Genomic DNA, 18,249 nt, shown 5'->3' with positions numbered 1-18,249 from the left:
TCTGGTGTAGGCGGGCCGCTCGTCTGCGGTAAGGGCTTACGCTTGGCGCGTTGTGAACTCGTCGATCAGAAAATCCAGCAAGGCGCGGAGTTTCGGCGCGACGTGCTGCCGCGACGGATAGACCGCATAGAGCGTGGTTTCGACCGTGCTCCAATCCTCAAGCGCCGGTTGCAGGCGGCCGTCCTTCAAGTCGTCCTCGACATAGGGATAAGGCATCAGGCTGACGCCGAAGCCGGCGCGCAGCGCGTCGCGCACGGCAAGGCTCGACGAAACGGAGTATCTTGCATCGACGGCGACCTGTTCGGTGCGGCCGTCCTTGCTGAACGCCCATATGTCCGCATGACCCGAGAGGCTGAAGCGGACGCTGGTGAGCCCTTTCAGGTCGGAAGGCGTTTCTGGCCTTCCATGCTTGTCGAAATAGGAGGGCGCGGCGCATAGCACATGCGGCATCACCGCGAGCTTGCGCGCGATCAGGCTGGAATCCTCCAGATTGTCGCTGCCGCGAATGGCAAGGTCGAAACCCTCGCGGACGATGTCCACGCGCCTGTCGTCGAGATGCAGGTCGAGATTCAAGTCGGGATAGCGCGCCAGAAATCCGGGGATCGCTGCCGAGAGTCGCGTCAGGGTGACGGTCATCGGGGCGCTGACCCTCAGCGTGCCGCTGGGCGCGGTCTTGATCGGGCAGAGAGCCTGGTCGGCCTCGGCCAGCGCATCCAGCCCACGCGTGACATGCTCCAAATAGAGCCTGCCTTCTTCGGTCAAGGCCATGCGCCGCGTGGTCCGGTTGATGAGCCGCGCGCCGAGATGGGCTTCCAGCTCGGCGACGTTCTTGCTGATCGCGGCCGGAGAAAGCCCGAGGCTTCGCCCGGCTTCCGCGAAACTGTTCAACTCCGCTACGCGGCGGAACACTTGCAAGGCCGTGAGGCGATCCATCACATCATTCTCTATTGGTGGATAGTATCTTGCATATGTCCCATATTATCACCATCAGGTAAATTCTGTATCTCCTTCCGAAAAGCCCTCAATTCGGAACGGCATAATGACGAACCCCACCATCTCCCTCATCGAGCGGCGCGTGTCCGCCAACCTGTTCGACGCCTCGCACGCATTGACCGATGCCGAGATCGAACAACTGGTGCAGCTCGCGACGCGCGCGCCGACCGCCTACAATCTCCAGAACTGGCGGTTTGTCGCGGTGCGGACACCGGAGTCGAAGGCCCGGCTGCGCGGCGTTGCCCACGATCAGCCCAAGGTATCGGACGCAGCCGTCACCTTCATCATCTGCGGCGTGCTTCCCGATCATGCCGTTCTTCCCGAGCGGTTGCGTCCCTCCGTGGAGGCCGGCTTCATGCCAGCGGCCATGGCGTCAGGCTGGCAGGAAGGCGCGCGCCTGCAATATGCCGACCCCCGGATGGCGCGCGACGAAGCCGTGCGCTCGGCTACCTTCGGCGCGGCGACGCTGATGCACGCGGCCGAGGCGCTGGGCCTCGCCTCCGGCCCCATGGTCGGATTCGACGCCGAAGGCGTGACGCGCGCGTTCGGCCTGGCGCCGAACGAGGCGCCGGTGCTGCTCGTCGCGGTCGGTCGCGCCGCGCCCGGAAACTGGCCGCAAAAGCCGCGCCGCCCGGTCACGGAAGTCCTGGAAATCGCATGAAAGCCCGCGCGTCCGATCTGCTGCTGACGGCGATTGCGCCTGCCATATGGGGCAGCACCTACATCGTCACCACCGAGTTGCTGCCGGACTATTCCCCGATGACGGTGGCGCTGTTGCGGGCCTTGCCGGCCGGCCTGCTGCTGCTCCTGATCGTGCGGCAGCTTCCGGCGGGGATATGGTGGCTGCGCATCTTCATCCTCGGCGCGCTCAACTTCTCGATCTTCTGGAGCCTGTTGTTCGTGTCGGCCTACCGTCTTCCGGGCGGGGTGGCAGCGACGGTCGGAGCGGTCCAGCCGTTGATCGTCATCTTCCTCGCCGCCGCCGTGCTGGGCAGCACGATACGGATGGTCTCGGTCTTGGCGGCGATGATCGGTCTTGGTGGCGTCGCCCTGCTGCTGCTCACGCCCCAAGCGGCGCTCGATCCCGTGGGCATTGCGGCGGGCCTCGCCGGTGCAGCCTCCATGGCCTTCGGAACCGTATTGACCCGCAAATGGCAGCCGCCAGTGTCGCTGCTCGCCTTCACCGCATGGCAACTGACGGCCGGCGGACTTCTTCTTGTGCCAGCGGCCCTGCTTGTCGAGCCGTCCGTTCCGCTTCCGACCATGCCCAACCTCCTTGGACTGGTCTGGCTCGGGCTGATCGGCGCGGCGCTGACCTACGTCCTCTGGTTCCGGGGCGTCGCCCGGCTGGACTCGGCGGTGGTTTCGTCGCTGGGCTTTCTCAGTCCGGTAACGGCCGTTTTGCTCGGCTGGCTGTTCCTCGGCCAGACGCTGACCGCGCTTCAAATCCTCGGCGTCGTGCTTGTCATCGGCAGCATCTGGCTCGGCCAGCGCAGCAATCGCAGCCCCGCGCTTCCTTCGAGAAAGGGCGATCCGGTCTCGGCCGGATCGAACCCCTGACAAACGGCAGGGCAATGCGTCGGGGCGGCCGCATAATATCTGATAGGAGCGAGCCGTCGCTTTTGTTGCATGGGCGCATTCCCATGACATCGCTGATCCAGACGCTCGCCGTGGCCGAATATCTGAACTTCCGCCACGCGGCGAATGCTCTCGGCGTAGCACAATCCAGCGTCAGCGCGCGCGTGAAGGCGCTGGAGGAAGACCTTGGCATCCTCCTGTTCGAGCGCCACGCGCGCGGCGTGCGGCTGACGGAAGCCGGCCGGCATTTCGTCGAGCGGGTGACGACCGGCATCGACCATCGCGACCACGCCGTCAGGACCGCCGGCATGGTGGCGCGCGGCGAACAGGGCAGCTTGTGCATCGGCATCCATGCGCTGATCCCCGGCAGCTTCCTCGCCAATCTGCTTGAGCGATACCGCGAACAGCATCCAGGCATCGAGGTCGAGATTGCCGAAGGCGCGGCCCGCGATAGCGTCATGCAGCTTCGCGCTGACCGGCTCGACGTGACGTTCGTGGCAGGCTCGCCTGAGTTTCCCGACTGCCATTCCCGGCGGATATGGAGCGAACGGCTGCTGGCTGCGCTGCCGTTACGTCACCCGCTCGCCGAGGGAGCAGGCGTCACCTGGGCCGAGCTTGCAGGCGAGACCTTCATCGTCCGGCACGGCGGCACCGGACCCCAGGTGCATGATCACATCATCAAGCGCCTCGTGGGCAGAAGCGCGAACCTGTCGATCCTGCGCTTTGATGTCGAACGCGGCACGCTGCTGTCGATGGTCGCGCAGGGCTACGGCGTCACCATCGTCGGCGAGGCGACATCGCCGATGCACGCGCCCGGCGTGACCTTCCTGCCGATCCTAGATGAGCCGAAACCGCTGCCGTTCACAGCAATCTGGTCTCCGCACAACCGCAGCCCCGCGCTCCGAAGCCTTCTCCACCTGGCAGGCGAGATGAGTCGGTCGGGCTGAACCTCATGATTCTTGCAGCGTAGAAGGACACTCTGCTCAGCTTCGTCCTGGACAATGTGGAGCCGGGCTCGGTTGTCTCGAGCGATGAACTATACAGCTACAGCCTACTGACCGGCGACGGCTTCAAGCATGGGGCCGTGAAGCACTGGGCGAAGGAATACGCCTATTACGACTACCGTTCGGGCGAGACGTTCCACGTCAACACGGTCGAGGGTTTCTGGCAGCTGTTCAAGGCGTCAATACGCTCCACGCACGTTCAAGTCAGCTCCAAGCATGTGAATCGCTATCTGAGCGAGTTCACTTTCCGGGCGAACCACCGCGAGCGGGTGAACGGGATGTTCGATCTTCTGGTTAGGACGCCGTGACGCCCCCAACAGAGCGTCGAACTGAGCGCGATCAGCGGGGCCGACGCCCCTCGGCGTCGGCCTGGGTGGCGAGATCGGCCAAGCGGTCAGAGGCCAAGGCTAGGGTCAAGCATGTCATAAACGTAGTATAGACGAATTCAGCTAGAACTGCTATAAACGAGCACAACGGCGCACCGCCGTATGGACCGGAAGCGCGCCGTTGCTCTTACCCCTTGTGGAAGGGGGCAGGATGGGTAAGCGCCTGGGTGCTTACCCTATAATGTCCGGGCCATGGACCACTGGCGCACCTCCTTTCCTCCGGGTTGGCGGCAGCGCGTGGGCCGTAGGAAGCGGCGCGCCGTCGCGGGGAGATCGAGCGGGGGCCGATCACGAATGATTGGCTCCCATGTCCTGTTTGGCCTCACGCGTTTTCAGGAACGTGATCACCTTGATGATTGCGGCCAGCGTCTCCGGATCGCTGGCGGCTTCGGACATGAGATCGACGAGGCGGTATTCCAACGCTTTCTCGGTGATGGTCTGTTGCGCGACCGCCGCAGGCGCAGGGGTCACGTTGCTGACCTCGGTTTGAGCCTTACGCCTCTTCCGCGTCCCGTTCCCGGAGTTGCGCGGGACGGAGCCGGTCAGAAGCCTATTGCCGAGCGGCACACCGGCTTGCTTGGCCGCGTGCAGGAAGAAGGTGCGGCACTTGCGCGAAACGTCCTCCCTCGCCCCCGTGACCTTGAACGCATCGGCGAACATCGTGGGCGTCGCGGTCATCAGATCGATCTTGAACACGTAGGGATAGGTGCGCTCAAGCAACCGCCTCAACGTGGGCTCGAACTCGGACGTTTCAAACGCATCAACTAGCGTCGCCATATCATCGGTGGGCTTGTTGTCATCCATCAACCCAAGCGCCTTCAACGCTACCTTGAGCTGGTTCTGCGTCCCTCCGGAAAACTTGGTGAGAACCGACTTGTCGATCTGCGGCGGCAGGCCATCGGTCTTCATCTGCTTCAAGAACGTGAGAAGCGTCTGAAACGGAATGTAGGGCGGGATGGACGCACTAGCGATATCCCCTACCTGTTCGATTTCCTCGGCCATGAGCTCATCCAATCTGTTTGTGCCAAATGGCATACTTCGTGTGCCGTATCTAGCGCAAGAAAAAAAGATGGCACAAACGGCAAAAAACCAATCACTCGTCTTCTGGCACAAAGAGTCGGCCGCTTAACTTGACGCCGTATGTTGTGATGATGGGAAAGCAAATGATTGTTATTGCAAGGGATTTTTGAGGCCACCCCCTATGTTCGTATGGTTGTCCGCGAGGTAGATGAAGCCGTAATCGTGGCGAACGCGGAGTGTAACGATTCCGTCCGTCGGGAGCTTGCCGAGGGGGTTGGCTTTCCCCGGAACAGCTTCTTTGAGTTTGATGCCGCGCTAAGCGATTCACTTGCGGCGGCCTGGGAGGCGCAGGACGCAGGTCGATTGCTAGAGCTATGGCGGAGAGCATCACCCTATGACGCTATACCTGCGTCAAGGGGATAAACGAGTTATTTTATAGGGCTATAGCGTAAACGTAGCTGTCATCTTCGCCCGGTTGGGCGCGCCAAATTTCCCAGAAAAATCAGCTATTTATCAACCTTGGAGAGCTTCCTGCCGCTCCCGGACCAGCCGATGACGCTGTTTCGGCCGACGGCGGATATAGAGAAGCTGTTCAAGTAGAGCGGGAAGAGGACCGAGAGATTGATATCAGCGGTCATCGCTCCTCTGACGACCTGCGCAGCGAGATCCCGATACGTCAGTCAGCATCAAGAATTTCAGCGAACTGGCCATCGAGAAGTAACCGCCGTGCTTTGTTGGACACCGGCGCGGACACCGCTGAAAGCGGTCTCGCCGATTCGAGGTGCCCTTGCGCAAGCGGTTTCCACCCACGCTCCCGCGCAGGGAGCGCCCCGGCAAAAACCGCTTGGCGCGTTTATTGGCGCTTTTACCGGAGGCCGACCTATAGCTCGCGCAATGCGTTGAACTGATCGACATAACCGGAGCCGTCGATCTTGACGCCGATGATGGAGGTCCTGCCGGACTTGAGCGCGGCTTGCAAGGCGCTCTGAAGGCCCTGTTCGCTGTCAACGGTCACGCCGTCGGCCCCGAAGCCCTGAGCCAGCTTTTCCCAGTCGCAGCCCCCAATTCCCACACCGGTGCGGGGAATTCCCTTGATCTCCTGCTTCACCCGGATCAGGCCTATTTCCTGGTCATCCAAGACAACCACGATGATCGGCAGTTTTTCGCGGACGGACGTCTGGATCTCCGCCACCGCCATCAGAAAACCGCCGTCGCCCGCGAAAGCGACCACCGGGCGTTCCGGATACGCGAGGCGCGCGCCGAGAGCTCCCGGCACCGCATAGCCCATGGAGCCCAGGCCATTCGAGGTGAGAAATTCCCGCGGTCCGAACGATTGCCATTTCTGGACAACCAGCAGCCGGCTCGCACCGGCGTCGCAGGTGGCGACCGTATCACGCGGCAGCACCGCGCGGGCTACTTCCATAGCCCGTTGCGGCGACAAACCGCGGCTCGGGGTGTTCAGCGCGTCGACGACGTCGGCGCGGAAGGTGGCGGCCGCCGTTTCACCCCAGTTGCCGCCCTCTTTGCACAGTTCTGCAACCCTGCCGAGCAAGCACTTCAGATCGCCGACCACCTCGATTTGCGACGGAACGAGAGAATCGAGTGACGGCATGGCCGACAAGGCGACCACGGGAATGTTGTAGGGCCAGGCTTTCGGCTGGAGTTCCACCGCATCCAGGCCGACAGCGATGATGAGGTCCGACTCCATCACCAGCTTGCGTTCGATCAGCCCGCCGATGATGCAACCGGCCCGCAAGGGATGGTCTTCGGGAATGGCCCCCTTGCACTTCGACGTGACCAAGACGGGCGCACCCAACTTCTCCGCGAGCTGCACCAATTCACTGGACGCCCGATCCCAGAACACGCCAAGTCCTGCCAGGATGACTGGCCGGCGTGCCTTGCCGAGAAGATCGAGAACCGGCTTCAGCGCCGCCGCATCGGCATCGGGATACAGCAGATTCGGCATCAACGACGGCTCGGCAACCAGCTCGGCCGCCTCCTTCGTGGTCTCGCTTTGCGGAATATCGAATTGCACGGGCCCCGGCGCCGGCGCGGTCGCAGTCCGCATGGCGCGCCTCAGCTGCTGGCGGATGGTGCGGGCGTCAACCGTAGTTCCCCATTTCACCAGCGGCCCGTAAACACCCAGCTGATCGATGCGCTGACGCAGTCCGACCTCATGTGCGGGCTGCGAGTAGCGATCGGTCAGCAGGATCAGCGGTGCACGATCGAGAAAGGCATGGGCGGCGCCATTGACCATATTGGCCGCGCCGGGCCCTCGCGTCGAAAGACAGACGCCGGGCGCGCCGGTTATCTCTCCCCACGTTGCCGCCAGCATGGCTCCCGCAGTCTCCTGTTTCATCAGGATAAACCGCATGTCGCGTTGGCGAGCCGCTTCGATGAGTTCAACGGATTCACCGCCCGGATGACCGACAAGGAACGGCGTTCCCGCCTCCTTGAACGCATCGGCCATTACTTCCACAGTCGTCGCCATTACAGAATTCTCCTACAATTGCTGCATCTCTGTCTTGCCGGATGCAAGTTGGTCCGACCGCCGGGATCAGCCTACATGCCAGTAGAGGCCCTTTGGTTGCATGTAAGTCTTGATGCCATCCCGGCCTTTCTCGCGACCGAGTCCGCTCTGTTTAAAGCCTCCGAACGGCGTGGATATCGCGGTTTCCTTATAGGTGTTGATCCAGACGGTGCCGGCTTGAACCGCCCGGGCCACTCTCCACGCCCTGGCAAAATCCCGTGTCCATATCCCTGCGGCGAGGCCGAAGTCCGTTTCGTTGGCCTGGTTGACGAGGTCATCTTCGTCCTCGAACGGAATCACCACCGCCACGGGTCCGAATATCTCCTGCTGCGCGACCCTGGAGCGGTTGCTGACGCCGGCGATTATCGTTGCGGGATAGAAGGCGCCCTGCTTCAAGGTATCGCCATCGGGTTCGAACCCGCCTGCGAGCACCTGGGCCCCTTCCTGACGGGCCGATTCCACCGCGCGCGCGACGTGGTCGCGGTGCTGGAAGCTGACCATCGGACCCATCTTCGTGTCGGGCGCGTTGGGCGCACCGAGCGCGTAACCCTGGGCGAGCTTGATCAAGGCCTGCAGGAACGGCTCACAGACGGTCCGTTCGACGAACACCCTCGACCCCGCGATGCAGGACTGCCCCCCTCCGGAAAAGATTCCGTCTGCCACCAGCTTTCCGGCGCGATCCAGATCGGCATCGGAAAAGACGATATGCGGCGATTTCCCGCCGAGTTCGAGCACAACCGGCCGCAGGCGGCGCGCGCAGGCCTCGGCTATCGCCCTGCCGGACGACGTGCCGCCCGTGAAACTGATCATGTCGACATCGGGATGCTCGACGAGCGCCCGTCCCACATCCGCGGCACCGGTGACGACGTTCAGGACGCCGGCGGGCAGCCTGGCGTCCATGGCGATGCGGGCGTATTCCAGGGCAATCCGCGAGGTGACCTCCGACGGCTTCAGCACGACCGTATTCCCCGCTGCGAGGATGGGTGCGAGTTTTTGCGCTTCCAGCGTCAGGGGTGAATTCCACGGCGTGATGGCGCCCACCACTCCGACCGGCTCGTAGACCGTCATAGTCATGCTGGGGCCGCGTTGCGTCGTGACCTCGCTCTCGAAGGTCTCGCACACGGCGCCGTAATAGCGGAACGTGGCCGCCGCGCTTCTGGCCCGTGCGCGGCATTCCGAAAGAGTTTTACCGTTGTCCTCCATCTGGACCTGCGCCAGGTGCTCCAGCTTCTCATCGACGAGATCTGCGAAGCGATAGAGGAACCGGGCGCGTTCATGATGCTTGAGCATGCGCCAGTCCGGATTGGCCAGCGCCCTGCGCGCTGCGGCCACGGCATCGTCCACGTCCGAGGAAGCTGCGCCGGCAATGAGAACGGTTTCGCTGCCGTCAAACGGGTTGATGGACGGAAAGGGCGTGCCTTTGCCGGTGCGCCATTCGTTTCCGATCAGGAAGGGCAGAGCCGTCATATCGTATCCTCGATCCTCTTGGCAGTTCATCACGACCTCAAGCCCGTCGCCGTCGGGAGCACGACGACATCTTGCTCGGGCAGGCCGTTGCCGGCGAAAAACTGCTGGGTGTTGCGCACGGCCCGCTCGACGATGGAGCCGAAATTATCGATCGTTCCGCCGGCCGTATGGGGCGTCACGACCGTTTGATCGAGCTTGAGAAGCGGGCTGTCGACCGGCGGCTCGTCGGCGAATGCGTCGATGCCCGCCGCGTAGAGATGTTCGTCTACAAGCGCCCGATAGAGCGCCGCCTCGTCGACAAGGCCGCCCCGTGCGCAATTGATCAGGATCGCGCCCCGCTTCATCGCGGCAAGGCGTTTCGCGTCGAACAGGCCCGCCGTTTCCTTCATCAGCGGTAGATGGAGCGAAACGATATCTGCCTTCGAGACGAGGTCGTCCAAGGTGGCGTAGCCGACACCGAGTTCGCGCTCGACGCTCGAAGCCACACGGCGCGGATCGTAGTAAAGCAGCTCAGCCTCGAAACCTTTCAGGAGGCGGGCGACCGCTTGCCCTATCGCGCCGAAGCCGACGATTCCGATCGTCATACCATGGATCTGGCGGCTGCACCCTCTTGCCGCTTCCTTGTCCCAGCCGCCAGCCCGTGTCTCGCGGTCGAGAAACGGAAGGCGCCGACACGCCGCGAGCATCAAGAGCAGGGTATGCTCGGCAACCGGTATGGAATTGCCTGCTTGCAGCCGGGCCACCGCGATCCCCTTCTGCCGGCAGTGATCGACATCGATCCGGTCCACCCCGGCCCCCAGCTTCTGAATCAGACGAAGCCGGGGCGCCCCGTCGATCAGCGAGGCGGGCATGGGGGTCGCCACCACGAACACCGCGTCGGCGTCCCGCATGACGCGCAACCGTTCCGCCTCGCTTCGTTCCTCGGCGACGACGAGACGCCAATGCGGCGGCAATGCCGCAGCGAGAGTCTCGACTGATCGGGGATGAAACGGATCGATGACGCCTATGGAAAGATCGGACATGTTACCTCCTTCGCGCGAGACGCACGCGGTTCTCTACCGGCCAGAACCTCTCGACAGCCACGGCAGCCTGCTCAGCCGGCCTCGCCTTCGAGAACCGCCTGATCCTTCTTCTTTCTGAGCGCTGGGAAGATCATCGCCACGATGACGGTGAGCGTGAGCAGCAGCATGCCGGCGCTGATCGGTGATGTAATGAATGTCGTCAGGTCGCCTTTTGAAAGGAGAAGGGCGCGGCGGAAGTTCTCTTCGATCATGGGCCCCAGAACGAAACCCAGAATGAACGGAGTCACCTCGCAGTTCAGTTTGAGGAAGATGTATCCGCCAATCCCGAACAGGGCGATGAGATAGATGTCGAGTGTGCTGTAGTTGATCGAGTAGACGCCGATGCAGCAGAACACCAGAATTGCCGGGAAGAGCCAACGATAGGGCAGTCGCAGCATGCTCACCCACAGACCGACCAGCGGCAGGTTGAGGACGACGAGCATAAGGTTGCCGATCCACATGCTGGCGATCAGCCCCCAGAACAGGGCTGGGTGCTGGGTCATGATCTGCGGCCCCGGAGAAATGCCCTGTATCATCAGGGCGCCGAGCATCAGGGCCATGGTCGCGCTGCCGGGAATTCCCAGCGACAGCGTCGGGATGAAGGACGTCTGAGCGGCGGCGTTGTTCGCCGCTTCGGGCGAAGCGAGACCCGCTACCGCGCCTTTGCCGAAAATCGAGGGGTCCCGGGCTACCTTCTTCTCCACCATATAGGCGGCGAAGGAACTGACCGTCTGGCCGGCACCGGGCAGAATGCCGAAAAACGTTCCGACGAGAGTGCCGCGCAAGATCGGAAGGCTCGCCTCGCGCATTTCGCGGCGGTTCGGCATCAGACTTGTAATTTTGGCCGTGCCGACCTCCTGTACCGCGCTTAGCTCGAGATTCTTGACCACTTCCGTGATCGCAAACAGCCCCATCGCGACGATGGCAAAGTCTATGCCTTCGACAAGCTCGTAGGCACCGAAGGTAAAGCGGCGGACGCCGGAATTCACGTCCGAGCCGGCCAACCCGACAAGGATACCGAGAAGGGCCGTCGCCACGCTCTTGGACAGCGAGCCTTGCGTGAGGACAGCCGTGAACACGACCGCCATCAGCATCAGCGAGAAATAGTCTGCTGCACCGAAATCGAGCGCGATTGCCGTCAGCGGCGGCCCCGCAAAAGCGATCAGTGCCGTTCCGAAGCAGCCCGCAACGAAAGACCCGATCGCGGCGATCGCGAGCGCTGCGCCGGCGCGGCCTTTGCGCGCCATCTGATAGCCGTCGATGCAGGTCATCACCGACGAGGATTCACCCGGCAGGTTCAGCAGGATAGCGGTGGTCGATCCGCCGTAGGCCGCACCGTAGTAAATGCCCGCCAACATGATCAGCGCACCGTCGGGCGGCAAGCCGAATGTGAGGGGCAGCAGTACGGCGATCGTGACCAGGGGCCCCACGCCCGGCAGAACGCCGATGAAGGTACCGAGCAGCACCCCGATAAGACAGTAGAGCAGGTTCGCGGGCGAGAACGCGACGGCAAAACCCAGTGCCAGATTGGAGAAGATGTCCATCAGAAGAACCACAGTTTCAATGGGAGGCCGAGCCCATAGACGAAGATTCCGACAGGAATTGCCGTCAGCACAACCACCATGACGACCAGCTCAAGCCAGGTCCCTTCGGTCCGCGCGGCGCGGCTGATCAGGATCAGAGCAACGACACTCGCCACCAGGCCGTAGGACTGAATGAACAGCCCGAATGCGATCACGGCCGCGAGCACCATCAGCAAAGGCCGGATATACAGCCTCTCAAGCGGTTCGGAAGTGTCGGGCATTATGACCGCGCGAATGGCGATAAGGGCTCCGAGAGCGGTTATGGCGACCCCGAGCATGATGGGGAAGTAGCCAGGCCCCATCGCCGCAAGCGTCCCCAAGCGGTAGGAACTTGCAATGAACACGGCGCCGCTGCCGAGGATGATGAACAGGAACCCCGATAGAAAGTCTTTTGTCAGATGCATCATCGTACCTCCCGACTTGAAGACAGATCCGATGGGGACGATACGCCGCGTGCCACGGCATCTGCGATGAAAGCCCAGCGCTCGATCTCGTCCTGGATGAATTTGCGAAAGTCGGCCGGGCGGCACGGCGCGGCTTCGAGACCGGCATCGTCGAGCGCTGCTGCTATTTCTGCGGATGCCAATGCTTGGCGTACCGCAGCGCTCATCCCGTCCGCCTGCCCGGCAGAAAGATTGCGGGAAGCCATGAGACCGAGCCAGTTGAAGACAACGCATTCCTGCATCCCAGCCTCGCTCAACGACATGACGTCCGGCAGCAGGGCAAATCGCCCGGGCGATGTGAGCGCCAGGGGGCACAGCTCGCCCCTCCTGATCCGTGGTTGCATAGACATGAGATTGTTGAAGCTGAAGTCGACGCGTCCGGCTTCCAGGTCGGCATACAGATCCGTGGTCCGGTCGTAGACGACATTGTTGATGGATATATCCGCGGCCCGCCGGAACAGCTCCGTGGCGAGGAATGGCGCTCCGACTGCAGCCGAGGCGGCGAACGTGCAGCGCCCGGGGTTTTCCCTGCATGCCGAGAGGACATCATCCAGCGAGCGATACGGGGAGGACGCGCCGGTCGCCAGGATCATGGGGCCGCGGACCAGCAGACTTATCGGCGTGAACTGGGCAAGGGGATCATAGCCTGGATGCGGCTCGAAATGCGGTCTCAACGCATGCGTCCCGAGCGTGACCATCAAGAGCGTATTGCCGTCGGAACCTGCCGCAACGGCACGGGCCGCGCGGCCGCCATCCTCTCCCTGTATCCGCTTGATCGTCACCGGGCGCTGCAACTGACGACCCAAAGCAGGCGCGATCAGGTTGGCCAGGTCATCCGAGGCGCTTCCCGCAGAGAAGCCGATCACGAGATCGAGGGGCTCGGTGGTCGAGTCCTGCGGTTGCTCCCGACGTTGACCTTTCATGCCAGAAACCCGGGTCACTGCCCTACTTCCAGCTTGGCGGCCTTCACGATCTCCGCCCATTTGTCGATCTCGGACGCGATGTAATTCTTGAACTCTGCAGGTGTACTGGTCACCGGCTCGGCCCCCAGCTCGCGCACGCGAGCCGCTACCGCCTCGTCCTTCATGATGTCGGCGATGTCGCGGTTCAAGCGGTCGACGACCGGTTCGGGCGTGTCCGCCGGCGCGACGATGCCGATCCAGGTGACGGCCTCGAACCCCTTGAACGTTTCGGCCAAAGCAGGCACCTCGGGAGCGGCCGGCGAACGCTCGATGCTCGTCACACCCAGAGCCTTCAGGGTGCCTTGCTCGATATGGGGCTTCGCAGCCGGAAGGCTGCTGAAATACATCGACACCTCGCCGCCGAGCACTGCCGTCAGCGCCGGCCCCCCGCCCCGATACGGAATGTGCGTGATGTCGATACCGGCTTCGAGCCTCAGGAATTCGCCTGAAAGATGTGTCGTGCTGCCGTTGCCCGCCGACGCGTAGGTGAGACTGCCCGGTGCCGCCTTGGCTTTTGCGACCAGTTCCTCGACCGTGTCCACGCCAAGGCGGGGCTGTGCCACCAACACGTTCGGAAAAGTGGCGAGTAGCGACACCGGTGCAAAATCGGTGCGCGGATCATAAGGCAATTGCGGATCGATGGTCACGCTGATCGCCATCGGCGCGACATTCGCCATCAGCAGCGTGTAGCCGTCAGCGGGGGCTGCGGCGACGACGGCAGAGCCCACGGTTCCGCCGGCCCCGTCGCTGTTCGCGACGATGACGGGCTTGCCAAGGCGCTGTTGAAGCCGCTCCGCGACAAGGCGGACGATGATGTCGCCGCCGCCGCTGGGAGAAAACGGAACCACGATGCGGATGGCCTGACTGGGATAGCCGGCGGCCCATGCCTGTCCGGCGGACGTGCCGGCCGCGCCTAGCACCGCCATCGCCGCAGATTGGCAGAACGAGCGGCGATCAATCAGCTTTTGCATGGGATTCCTCCACGATTTTAGCCCATTTTTTGGTTTCCGACGCTACGAACGCGGTAAATTCCTCTGTTGAATTGTCGACGATATCGAAGCCGCGGTTGAGGAGGTTTTTCCGCATCGCGGGGTCGCTGATGATGCTCTGGAACGTATCGTGGAGCTTGGCCACGATTTCCGGTGACGTGCCCGTCGGCGCCATGACTCCAAACCAGGTGACAGCTTCATATTCCGGATAGCCGCTTTCCGCGATTGTCGGAAAATCCGGGGCAAGCTCGCTGCGCACCGCGGCGGAGACCCCCAGTCCCTTGATCTTGCCTGCCTCGATCTGCGGAATGGCAGCGGGCAGCGTCAGGAATGCCGCATCGATCCGTCCGCCCAGCAGATCAGTGAGAACCGGCGAGGCGCCCTTGTAGGGAATGTGCCGGATGTCGACCCCTGCGGCGGATTTGAGCATCTCCATAGCCAGATGGCTTGGACCTCCGCTGCCGGACGATCCGTAAGTCAGTCCGCCCGGATTCGACCGGGCCCGGTCGATGAATTCCTGCAGGTTGTTCGCCGGCACGTTCGGACCGACGGCCAGCATGAAAGCGGACGACCCCAGTCGAATGACCGGTACGAAATCCTTCTCGACGTCATATTCGGGATTGTCGTAAAGGCTCATTCCGATCGTGTGGGCGACGTTGCCCTGCAACAGGGTATAGCCGTCCGGTGCGGCCTGCTTGACGATCATTGCCGCAAGGTTGCCGCCGGCGCCGGGCCGGTTGTCGATGATGATCTCCTGGCCGAACTTCTTCCCCGCCGCGTCGCCGACGACGCGTGCCAAGGTGTCGGCTCCGCCTCCGGGCGGAAACGGCACCACGAAATGTATGGGCTGCGTGGGAAACTCCGTGTCCGCTTTCGCCGGATATGGTTGGGTAATCAATGCAAGGCTGAACGCTGCAAGCAGCGCCCTCGCTATCCGCGTCATAATAACCCCTCCCTTTTTGTAACCCGGCTTTTTTATCTACCGGTGTCCCTTGCGGCTTGGATCAGAAGCCGTAAACCTCCGCAGGGTTCTCGACCAGGATTTGCCTCATTGCGGTTTCGTCTGGAAACCACGTTGAAAGCAGATCGACCAGATCGCCATCGTTCGGCATCGCGGTTGTGATCGTCGTGTGCGGCCAATCCGTCGCCCAGAGCAGGCGATCGGGCCGGGTGCTCACCAGTTTGTGGACATACGATACCACATCGGCATACGGAAATTCCTGCCGCGACATCCGCATGGGCGCGGAAAGTTTGACCCAGCAACGTCCCTGCTCCACCAGCCGGAGCATGGCGGAAAACGCCGCTCCGTTGACGCCTTCCTCAACCGGCACCTGACCGATATGATCGACGACTACCGGCACGGGCAGGCTGGCCAGCATGTCCTGTTGCTCAACGAACTGCTCCGGACTCATGCGGAACTGCAGATGCCACCCGAAAGGCGCTATGCGCCGAGCCAGGTCGTAGGCAACCCCTGCCCCGGCCCCGTTGTCGTGGCGCAGATTGAGTCTGATGCCGCGGACGCCAAGCTCGTCCATCCGCTTGATGTCGGAATCGGACACTTCCTCGGGCGCAACGACGACGACACCACGCAGGGGAAATTTCTGCGACGCCAGGGCATCGAGCAGGGCGGTGTTGTCGCGCATGTAGACACTGGGCTGGACAAGGACACCGCGGTCGATGCCGAGCGTCTTCAGCATTGCGATGTAGGTGTCCAGGCTCGCGTCGTGAGGCGTATACCGGCGCTTGGGACTATAGGGATATTTGCTTTGCGGCCCGAATATATGGGCGTGGCAGTCGCAACTTCCCGCCGGGAGCTGAATGTCGGGCTTCCGGGTTTCCGCAATCGGACCGGCTATGGTAGGGGCTGTCGGTTCTGAATCGGCGATGGCCATCGAATATCCTTCTCACACACTTGCGAATGGTGCGTCTGCGAATGGCGCGTCGAGAGCGAGAGCTATTGCGCCTCGATCCCTGCATCGTGGACCACCTTTGCCCACTTCTGCTTCTCGCTCGTAATGAGCTGCGCGAAGGCCTCGGGCGATATTCCCGACGGCTCGAGCCCATTGGTTGAAAGTTGCTTCAGAAGATCCTCGTCCTTGAGTGCTTCCTCCATGCTCGCGTGGAGTTTCGCGACAATTTCCGGAGGAGTGCCCGCGGGCGCGAGCAGACCGTACCAGGACGTCGCCTCGTAGCCCGGCACGCCCGCCTCCGCGACTGTCGGCACATCCGGGAGGAAGCTCGACCGTTCAGCTCCCGTGACGGCCAGAGCCTTCAACGCGCCCCTTTCGATGTGCTGCAAGGCGGAGGGTATGGTGGGGAATGAAGATTCCACCCGTCCCGCCAGCAGATCGACCATGGCGGGTCCGTTCCCCTGGTAGGGAACGTGGATCAGCTTGATCCCGGCCATCGACGCGAAAAGCTCGCCTGCGAGATGTGGCGGCGTTCCTATTCCCGCCGAAGCAAAGCGGAAGTCGCGCCCTTTGGCTGCGGCAATGAATTCCTCGACGGTGTTCGCATCAAGGGAAGGAGGCACGACCAGCACGCCGGGACCCGTCGCCAGAAGGGTGACGGGCGCGAAATTCTTTACCGGGTCGAACGGCAGATCGTTGTAAAGGGACGGATTGATCGCATGGCTCGCGCTGACGACGACGATGGTGTAGCCGTCAGGCTTCGCCTGTGCCGCCACCGCCGTGCCAACGCTGCCGCCGGCCCCCGGGCGATTGTCGACCACGATCGTCGCGCCGAGCTTCTCCGAGAGTTTGGCCATCATCAGGCGGCTGATGGTATCGGTGCCCCCTCCCGGAGGAAAGGGCACGATGGCGTGGATGTCCCGGCTAGGATATTCCTGCGCTCCGGCAGGAACGGCTGCCATCAGGGACAGCAACAGAGCAGTGACAGCGGTGGCGGCGACTTTCAATTTGTAATCCTCCCCGGATCGTTATCGCGGCGGCATTTTTTTGTCCTTGCCGCGTTTGGTATGGGGCTCAGACGGCTTGAGCCGTCTCTCCCCGTTGCATCGTCTGGATGACGCCTTCGGTGAAGGCCTTGGTGCCGGCCTTGCCTCCAAGATCCGGCGGCATGATGCCTGCCTCGATCGTTCTGCGCACACCATCGTCGATGAGACGGCTGACGGTGCGGCACTTCTCGTTGCCGGTCTTCTGATAAAGCCAGCGCAACAGCAGCGAGGTCGACAGGATCAAAGCCGACGGATTGGCGATATCCTTGCCGGCGATGTCGGGCGCGGTACCGTGGACCGCCTGCGCCATGGCATGCTCGTGCCCGGCATTCAAGGATGGCGCCATGCCGACGCCGCCGGCCAGGCCCGACGCCTGATCCGAAAGGATGTCCCCGAACAGGTTGGTCGTCGCGACGATCTTGAAGCGCTCCGGATCGCGGGGGAACGAAGAGGAAAAAGTATCAACGCGGACGATCTCGAGACCGATATCGGGGAACGATGACTGAAGTTCCTCGAAGGCGCCGATGAACAGTCCTTCCGTCTGCGGCAGCGCGGTACGCTTGTGGATGATCGAGATGCGCTTCTCGCCCGCCGCGCGGGTGTATTCGAAGCAGAACCGCGCGAACCGGTCGGAGGCTGCTTTGGTGATCACCCGCAGCGACAGTGAAACGTCCTCGGTCGGTTTGAACTCACCATACCCCCATGCCAGATTTCGATCGGGATAGAAGCCCTCGGTGTTCTCGCGCAGGACGGTGATCGACAGGTCCTGCACCAGCGGGTCGAACTGCGGCCAGGCCTCCACCGGGCGCACATTGGCGAACAGGTTGAAACGACGGCGCAGCAACCCGTTCGGGTGGCCGCGAACCGGATCGTCCTTGGGATATTCGCCGGCGAAGGTCGGCCCGACGAGCAGGGCCTGATGGGAAGCGGCGATTTCGAGCGTTTCCGGAGGAAGGGTCGAGCCGGTTGCCTCGTAGGCTTTCCAGCCGACAAGCCCGTGCGTCAACTGAATGGGCAAGCCGGCGTGAGATGCTGCCGCCTCCAGAACGGCCACCGTGGAATCCATAATCTCCGGCCCGATGCCGTCTCCCGGCAGGACGGCAATCTTTATAGCGGTTTCCTTCACCATGAACGCTCCTTGATGCTTCCCCACCGGCAAATCTCTGTGCAGGTGCCTGCAGCCGGCGCCTATTGCTTCTGCGTTAGAAGGTGAATTTTGCAGCACTTGCCTTAGAGCGTCTAATAATATAGTCTTCCTTCTTACTAACTAAACGGCA

At 62.5% G+C, this 18,249-nt stretch carries 16 protein-coding genes and 1 pseudogene; 4 read left to right on the top strand and 13 right to left on the bottom strand.

Annotated elements, in window-relative coordinates; all coding sequences use genetic code 11:
• Nucleotides 1-36 precede the first annotated feature (36 nt).
• Nucleotides 37-933: a LysR family transcriptional regulator gene (locus tag ACUSIJ_RS12310; protein ID WP_449308684.1), complete on the bottom strand. Its 897-nt coding sequence runs from the start codon at nucleotides 931-933 to the stop codon at nucleotides 37-39.
• A gap of 106 nt (nucleotides 934-1,039) precedes the next feature.
• Here ACUSIJ_RS12310 and ACUSIJ_RS12305 point away from each other — a divergent pair, with 106 nt between their 5' ends.
• The 4 genes and pseudogenes from ACUSIJ_RS12305 to ACUSIJ_RS12290 all read left to right on the top strand — a co-directional run.
• Nucleotides 1,040-1,654, top strand: coding sequence for a nitroreductase family protein (locus tag ACUSIJ_RS12305; protein WP_449308683.1), 615 nt, complete (start codon nucleotides 1,040-1,042; stop codon nucleotides 1,652-1,654).
• On the top strand, nucleotides 1,651-2,553 hold the full coding sequence (locus ACUSIJ_RS12300; RefSeq protein ID WP_449308682.1) for an EamA family transporter: 903 nt from the start codon (nucleotides 1,651-1,653) through the stop codon (nucleotides 2,551-2,553). Before ACUSIJ_RS12305 ends, ACUSIJ_RS12300 begins: the two co-directional genes overlap by 4 nt.
• Before the next feature lie 83 nt (nucleotides 2,554-2,636).
• Nucleotides 2,637-3,518, top strand: a complete 882-nt coding sequence (locus tag ACUSIJ_RS12295; protein WP_449308681.1) for a LysR substrate-binding domain-containing protein — start codon at nucleotides 2,637-2,639, stop codon at nucleotides 3,516-3,518.
• 29 nt (nucleotides 3,519-3,547) lie between these two features.
• Nucleotides 3,548-3,883 (top strand): annotated as a pseudogene (locus ACUSIJ_RS12290) (transposase); the annotation flags it as partial.
• A gap of 366 nt (nucleotides 3,884-4,249) precedes the next feature.
• Here the strand turns inward: ACUSIJ_RS12290 and ACUSIJ_RS12285 are convergent.
• From ACUSIJ_RS12285 to ACUSIJ_RS12230, 12 genes are all read right to left on the bottom strand, one after another.
• The gene (locus tag ACUSIJ_RS12285; protein ID WP_449308680.1) at nucleotides 4,250-4,963 is read right to left on the bottom strand and encodes a hypothetical protein; all 714 of its coding nucleotides are present in this window, start codon (nucleotides 4,961-4,963) and stop codon (nucleotides 4,250-4,252) included.
• Between the two features lie 898 nt (nucleotides 4,964-5,861).
• Nucleotides 5,862-7,472 carry a thiamine pyrophosphate-binding protein gene (locus tag ACUSIJ_RS12280; RefSeq protein ID WP_449308679.1) on the bottom strand — a complete coding sequence of 537 codons (1,611 nt, stop codon included), beginning with the start codon at nucleotides 7,470-7,472 and terminating at the stop codon, nucleotides 5,862-5,864.
• Nucleotides 7,473-7,538: 66 nt separating this feature from the next.
• Nucleotides 7,539-8,978, bottom strand: coding sequence for an aldehyde dehydrogenase family protein (locus ACUSIJ_RS12275; RefSeq protein WP_449308678.1), 1,440 nt, complete (start codon nucleotides 8,976-8,978; stop codon nucleotides 7,539-7,541).
• A 29-nt stretch (nucleotides 8,979-9,007) separates the two neighbouring features.
• Nucleotides 9,008-10,000, bottom strand: a complete 993-nt coding sequence (locus ACUSIJ_RS12270; protein WP_449308677.1) for a 2-hydroxyacid dehydrogenase — start codon at nucleotides 9,998-10,000, stop codon at nucleotides 9,008-9,010.
• Between the two features lie 71 nt (nucleotides 10,001-10,071).
• A complete protein-coding gene (locus tag ACUSIJ_RS12265) occupies nucleotides 10,072-11,583 on the bottom strand; it encodes a tripartite tricarboxylate transporter permease (RefSeq protein ID WP_449308676.1) in 1,512 nt (503 codons plus the stop codon).
• Nucleotides 11,583-12,029, bottom strand: a complete 447-nt coding sequence (locus ACUSIJ_RS12260) for a tripartite tricarboxylate transporter TctB family protein (protein ID WP_449308675.1) — start codon at nucleotides 12,027-12,029, stop codon at nucleotides 11,583-11,585. Before ACUSIJ_RS12260 ends, ACUSIJ_RS12265 begins: the two co-directional genes overlap by 1 nt.
• Nucleotides 12,026-13,006 (bottom strand): Bug family tripartite tricarboxylate transporter substrate binding protein, encoded by a 981-nt coding sequence (locus ACUSIJ_RS12255; protein ID WP_449308674.1) that lies wholly within the window; start codon nucleotides 13,004-13,006, stop codon nucleotides 12,026-12,028. Before ACUSIJ_RS12255 ends, ACUSIJ_RS12260 begins: the two co-directional genes overlap by 4 nt.
• The gene (locus ACUSIJ_RS12250; RefSeq protein ID WP_449308673.1) at nucleotides 13,003-13,998 is read right to left on the bottom strand and encodes a Bug family tripartite tricarboxylate transporter substrate binding protein; all 996 of its coding nucleotides are present in this window, start codon (nucleotides 13,996-13,998) and stop codon (nucleotides 13,003-13,005) included. Before ACUSIJ_RS12250 ends, ACUSIJ_RS12255 begins: the two co-directional genes overlap by 4 nt.
• Nucleotides 13,982-14,815 (bottom strand): Bug family tripartite tricarboxylate transporter substrate binding protein, encoded by an 834-nt coding sequence (locus ACUSIJ_RS12245; RefSeq protein WP_449308672.1) that lies wholly within the window; start codon nucleotides 14,813-14,815, stop codon nucleotides 13,982-13,984. Before ACUSIJ_RS12245 ends, ACUSIJ_RS12250 begins: the two co-directional genes overlap by 17 nt.
• Nucleotides 14,816-15,020: 205 nt before the next feature.
• The gene (locus ACUSIJ_RS12240) at nucleotides 15,021-15,908 is read right to left on the bottom strand and encodes an amidohydrolase family protein (RefSeq protein ID WP_449308671.1); all 888 of its coding nucleotides are present in this window, start codon (nucleotides 15,906-15,908) and stop codon (nucleotides 15,021-15,023) included.
• A 62-nt stretch (nucleotides 15,909-15,970) separates the two neighbouring features.
• Complete coding sequence (locus ACUSIJ_RS12235) at nucleotides 15,971-16,933, bottom strand: Bug family tripartite tricarboxylate transporter substrate binding protein (protein WP_449308670.1); 963 nt, start codon at nucleotides 16,931-16,933, stop codon at nucleotides 15,971-15,973.
• A 67-nt stretch (nucleotides 16,934-17,000) separates the two neighbouring features.
• A complete protein-coding gene (locus tag ACUSIJ_RS12230) occupies nucleotides 17,001-18,101 on the bottom strand; it encodes an isocitrate/isopropylmalate dehydrogenase family protein (RefSeq protein WP_449308669.1) in 1,101 nt (366 codons plus the stop codon).
• Between the last annotated feature and the right edge of the window lie 148 nt (nucleotides 18,102-18,249).

It is taken from the genome of Pseudochelatococcus sp. B33, assembly GCF_053570585.1.
The sequence above is the reverse complement of the archived record's forward strand: the minus strand, read 5'-3'. Positions and strand labels throughout refer to the sequence as shown.

Bases quoted from the DNA above. Each gene is read 5' to 3' on its own strand.
- ACUSIJ_RS12310 (WP_449308684.1), bottom strand. From the start codon at position 933: ATGGATCGCCTCACGGCCTTGCAAGTGTTCCGCCGCGTAGCGGAGTTG.
- ACUSIJ_RS12305 (WP_449308683.1), top strand. From the start codon at position 1,040: ATGACGAACCCCACCATCTCCCTCATCGAGCGGCGCGTGTCCGCCAAC.
- ACUSIJ_RS12300 (WP_449308682.1), top strand. From the start codon at position 1,651: ATGAAAGCCCGCGCGTCCGATCTGCTGCTGACGGCGATTGCGCCTGCC.
- ACUSIJ_RS12295 (WP_449308681.1), top strand. From the start codon at position 2,637: ATGACATCGCTGATCCAGACGCTCGCCGTGGCCGAATATCTGAACTTC.
- ACUSIJ_RS12285 (WP_449308680.1), bottom strand. From the start codon at position 4,963: ATGGCCGAGGAAATCGAACAGGTAGGGGATATCGCTAGTGCGTCCATC.
- ACUSIJ_RS12280 (WP_449308679.1), bottom strand. From the start codon at position 7,472: ATGGCGACGACTGTGGAAGTAATGGCCGATGCGTTCAAGGAGGCGGGA.
- ACUSIJ_RS12275 (WP_449308678.1), bottom strand. From the start codon at position 8,978: ATGACGGCTCTGCCCTTCCTGATCGGAAACGAATGGCGCACCGGCAAA.
- ACUSIJ_RS12270 (WP_449308677.1), bottom strand. From the start codon at position 10,000: ATGTCCGATCTTTCCATAGGCGTCATCGATCCGTTTCATCCCCGATCA.
- ACUSIJ_RS12265 (WP_449308676.1), bottom strand. From the start codon at position 11,583: ATGGACATCTTCTCCAATCTGGCACTGGGTTTTGCCGTCGCGTTCTCG.
- ACUSIJ_RS12260 (WP_449308675.1), bottom strand. From the start codon at position 12,029: ATGATGCATCTGACAAAAGACTTTCTATCGGGGTTCCTGTTCATCATC.
- ACUSIJ_RS12250 (WP_449308673.1), bottom strand. From the start codon at position 13,998: ATGCAAAAGCTGATTGATCGCCGCTCGTTCTGCCAATCTGCGGCGATG.
- ACUSIJ_RS12240 (WP_449308671.1), bottom strand. From the start codon at position 15,908: ATGGCCATCGCCGATTCAGAACCGACAGCCCCTACCATAGCCGGTCCG.
- ACUSIJ_RS12230 (WP_449308669.1), bottom strand. From the start codon at position 18,101: ATGGTGAAGGAAACCGCTATAAAGATTGCCGTCCTGCCGGGAGACGGC.